Below are 3,260 nucleotides of genomic sequence, written 5' to 3'. Positions count from 1 at the left end.
ATCCCCGCTATGTTGATCTCCTGCTCGCCCAGATAGGTCCCCACGCTCCCGAGAACGCCGGGGACGTCCTGGTTGTTCATCATGATAATCGAGCCTTCCAGGTGTGCCTCTATGTGGAACCCCATGATTTTCACGATCATCGGCTCCTTCCCGAAGAGGGTTCCCGAGCAGACAAAATCCTTTCCGTTGCTCCGGGTCTTCACCCGGATGAGCGACGCGTAGGTCTCGGAACGGGCCGTCTTGGTCTCGGTGACCTTCAACCCCCGCTCCTCTCCAATCATCCTCGCGTTTACCAGGTTGACCCCTTCCACCTGGTGCTGGAGAAAACCCTTGATCGCGGCTATCGTTATCTGGGCCGTATCGAACTGGGTCACCTCGCCGTGATATTCGACGGTGATCTCGGAGGGTCTCCCCACGAGAAGCTGCCCGTGGAAGCTCCCCAGTTTCTCCGCCAGCTCGATGAAGGGCCTGATGATGGGAACCAGCTCCGCTGATATGGAGGGAAAGTTCACCGAGTTCCGGATGGTGCTCCTCTTCAGGTAATCGACAATCTGCTCGGCTATCTGGAGTGCCACCTTCTCCTGTGCCTCTATCGTCGAGGCGCCCAGGTGGGGGGTGCAGATAATCCGCTCGTTGCCGAGCACCTGGCTGTCGGGAGGAGGGGGCTCCTGGGGGAAAACATCGATGGCGGCGCCCGCCACCTTTCCCGAATTCACCGCCTCTGCAAGTTCGGCCTCGTTGACGATGCCGCCCCGCGCGCAGTTTATGATGTACACGCCGTCTTTCATCTTGGATATGTTTTCCGCGTTGATTATGTTCTTGGTTTCCGGCGTCAGGGGCGTATGGACGGTAACGACATCGGAGCGCTTGAACAGCTCCTCCAGCGAGACGAGCTCCACCCCGAGGAGCGCGGCATCCTCGGCAGAAATGTACGGGTCGTAGCCAAGGACGATCATCTTGAGGCCCTTCGCCCGGTCGGCGACGATNNACCAGGGACATCATGAGCGAAATCGTGTGCTCCGCCGTCGTGACCGTATTCCCCCCGGGGGTATTCATGACGACGACGCCGTTTTTCGTGGCCGCGCTGACATCGATGTTGTCTACACCGACGCCAGCCCTCCCGATGACCTTGAGTCTCTCTATGCCGCCAAGGACCTCAGCCGGGACTTTCGTCCCGCTCCTGACGATGATGGCGTCGTAGGAGTTGATCACTTCTTTCAGCTCCTCGGGGCTCATCTTGCCCTGCACGTCGACATCTATACCCTCGCTTCGCATAAAATCTATGCCCACCGCCTGTAGGTTGTCCAGTGCCAAAACTTTCACGCTTCCCATATCGCTGTAACTCCTTTCTTATATTGTCGCCCTCTCCTCCTCGAGAACCTGCATCGCTGCGCTGACACCCGTGCCGAACTCGACGGGATAGCCGAGCCGCTTCAGGGTCATCTCGAGGGCAGCCATCGCGATTATCACGTCGAAGTTGCCCGCGTACCCGAGGTGGGCAATCCTGAAAATGTGCCCTTTCATGCTCCCCTGGCCGCCGGCTATGGTGATGTTGTGCTCGTCCCGTAGCGTCTTGGGGATCTTGCCGCCGTCGACCCCTTCCGGAACCTTCACGGCAGTAACGGCATTGCTCGGCGAAGCGGGAGCAAAGAGCTCGAGCCCCATTGCCTTGACGCCCTCCCTCGTCGCCCGTGCAATCCTGGCGTGCCGTGCGAATACATTCTCCAGCCCTTCTTCCCTCATCATCTTCAGTACCTGGCAGAGCCCCATAAGCAAGGAGACCGCGGGGGTATAGGCGGTCTGGTTCTTGGCTATCGCCTTCGCTTCCTTCCGGTAATCGAAGTAATATTTGGGCAGGTCTGATTCTTCGGCAAGTTTCCACGCTTTCTCCGACACTGCCGCGAAGGCGAGCCCCGGTGGAAGCATGAACGCCTTCTGGGAGCCGGCGAGGACGATATCGAGACCGCACTTGTCCGTGGGGACGCTGAAGACACCCAGGGCGGTGATGGCATCGACGACGAGTATCGTTCTGTCCCTGTCCCTTGTGAGCTTTGCGATCTCCTTGACCGGATGCATTGCCCCGGTGGAGGTTTCCGAGGCCTGCACGTATACGGCTTTGGCATCGGGATTCTCCTCGAGGGCCCTGCCCACGTCAGCCGGATCAACCGCCTGGCCGTAAGGGACATCGATGTTTACCGGATTGACCCCGTAGGTTTCGCAAATCTCCGCCCACCGCTCTCCGAACTTACCGCCGCGGACGCATATCGCTTTATCCCCTTTTTTCAAAAAGTTCGAAATGGCACCATCCATCGCACCTGTCCCGGATGACGCAAACACCAGCACTTCTCTCTCCGTCTGAAAAACATACTTGAGGCCTTCCCTGACCTCCTCCATGATCGCCTCAAATGCCGGGGCCCGGTGATGGACTATCGGCTCCGCCATCTTCAGCAGGACTTCGGGAGGGATGGGCGTCGGTCCAGGCGCAAGAAGGTAGTACTTTTTCATCTCGTTCACCTCCGGTTTTTTGCGTGAGAACTCACTATGTATCAAAGGCCTGAAATGTTGTCAATCGTTAAACAAACAGCAAAAAAAAAGGGGGATCACAATCCCCCGGCTGCATGAAATAATCTATCTGACAGGTCACTGGTCACGCGTATCGCGTCCTTTCCGCCCTCTCTCCCCGTCCGTAACTTCCTCTCCATTATTTATTTTTTTTATCCTCTTGACAACAACTTTTTTGTCCGGGGTGGTCAGGTAGTAGACCCTCACCCTCTCTCCCAAAGATACCTTGCTCGCCATATCGGGCGTCACCATAAACGAGCGCTCTCCCCTCCGTCCCTTCACGTGCACGACACCCTCGTTCCGATCGACTTTCAAGACCGTGCCCGTCAGGCGGTGTCTCGTCGCGTCCCTATCCTTCACCTTCTCCGTAACGGATGTGCGGGGTTTGTCTTCGCCAAGGGAAGGAGTTGTAAGCGCCGGCGCAAGGGCGAAGAAAAAAAGCACGAAAATAGCAACGAATGATTTGAAAACGTTCATGACAGCACCTCCTCTCTTTTTCCCCTATCGCGATGCAAGGGAGATGCCACAATCTAAAGCGCTACGCCGGGTCCCGGCAGACGGGGCAGTCACCCCTGTCGTCCCGGTAAATGGGTATCTTCTCGAAGGTTCCGGGAGTCTTGATCTCCTTTAACTTTTCAAGGAGCAGATTAAGGAGCCTTTTCTGGAGGAACTTCTGGTTCGGAAATCCGAAGGGGTGT

5 protein-coding genes are annotated in these 3,260 nt (G+C 57.1%); 1 reads left to right on the top strand and 4 read right to left on the bottom strand.

Translation table 11 applies throughout. The features are described 5' to 3' along the window. Nucleotides 1-956, bottom strand: a 956-nt coding sequence (locus GTN70_08475; protein NIO17019.1) for a phosphoglycerate dehydrogenase, incomplete at its 3' end; no start/stop codon positions are given. Nucleotides 957-1,014: 58 nt separating this feature from the next. On the opposite strand from GTN70_08475, the gene GTN70_08470 reads away from it, so the two are divergent. Continuing rightward, nucleotides 1,015-1,299, top strand: a complete 285-nt coding sequence (locus tag GTN70_08470; protein NIO17018.1) for a hypothetical protein — start codon at nt 1,015-1,017, stop codon at nt 1,297-1,299. Between the two features lie 51 nt (nt 1,300-1,350). On the opposite strand, the gene GTN70_08465 is transcribed toward GTN70_08470, so the two are convergent. The 3 genes from GTN70_08465 to GTN70_08455 form a co-directional block, all read right to left on the bottom strand. Beyond that, nucleotides 1,351-2,505: an aminotransferase class V-fold PLP-dependent enzyme gene (locus tag GTN70_08465; protein NIO17017.1), complete on the bottom strand. Its 1,155-nt coding sequence runs from the start codon at nt 2,503-2,505 to the stop codon at nt 1,351-1,353. 135 nt (nt 2,506-2,640) lie between these two features. Beyond that, nucleotides 2,641-3,039, bottom strand: a complete 399-nt coding sequence (locus GTN70_08460; protein ID NIO17016.1) for a hypothetical protein — start codon at nt 3,037-3,039, stop codon at nt 2,641-2,643. 61 nt (nt 3,040-3,100) lie between these two features. Next, nucleotides 3,101-3,260: hypothetical protein (locus GTN70_08455; protein NIO17015.1), on the bottom strand; the 160-nt coding region annotated here is incomplete at its 5' end.

This window comes from Deltaproteobacteria bacterium, assembly GCA_011773515.1.
Lineage (GTDB): Bacteria > Desulfobacterota > Deferrimicrobia > J040 > J040 > WVXK01.
This window is presented reverse-complemented; position numbering and strand designations above follow the sequence as displayed.

Coding starts and splice junctions, on each gene's coding strand:
- GTN70_08460 (NIO17016.1), bottom strand. CDS start 3,039: ATGAACGTTTTCAAATCATTCGTTGCTATTTTCGTGCTTTTTTTCTTC.
- GTN70_08465 (NIO17017.1), bottom strand. CDS start 2,505: ATGAAAAAGTACTACCTTCTTGCGCCTGGACCGACGCCCATCCCTCCC.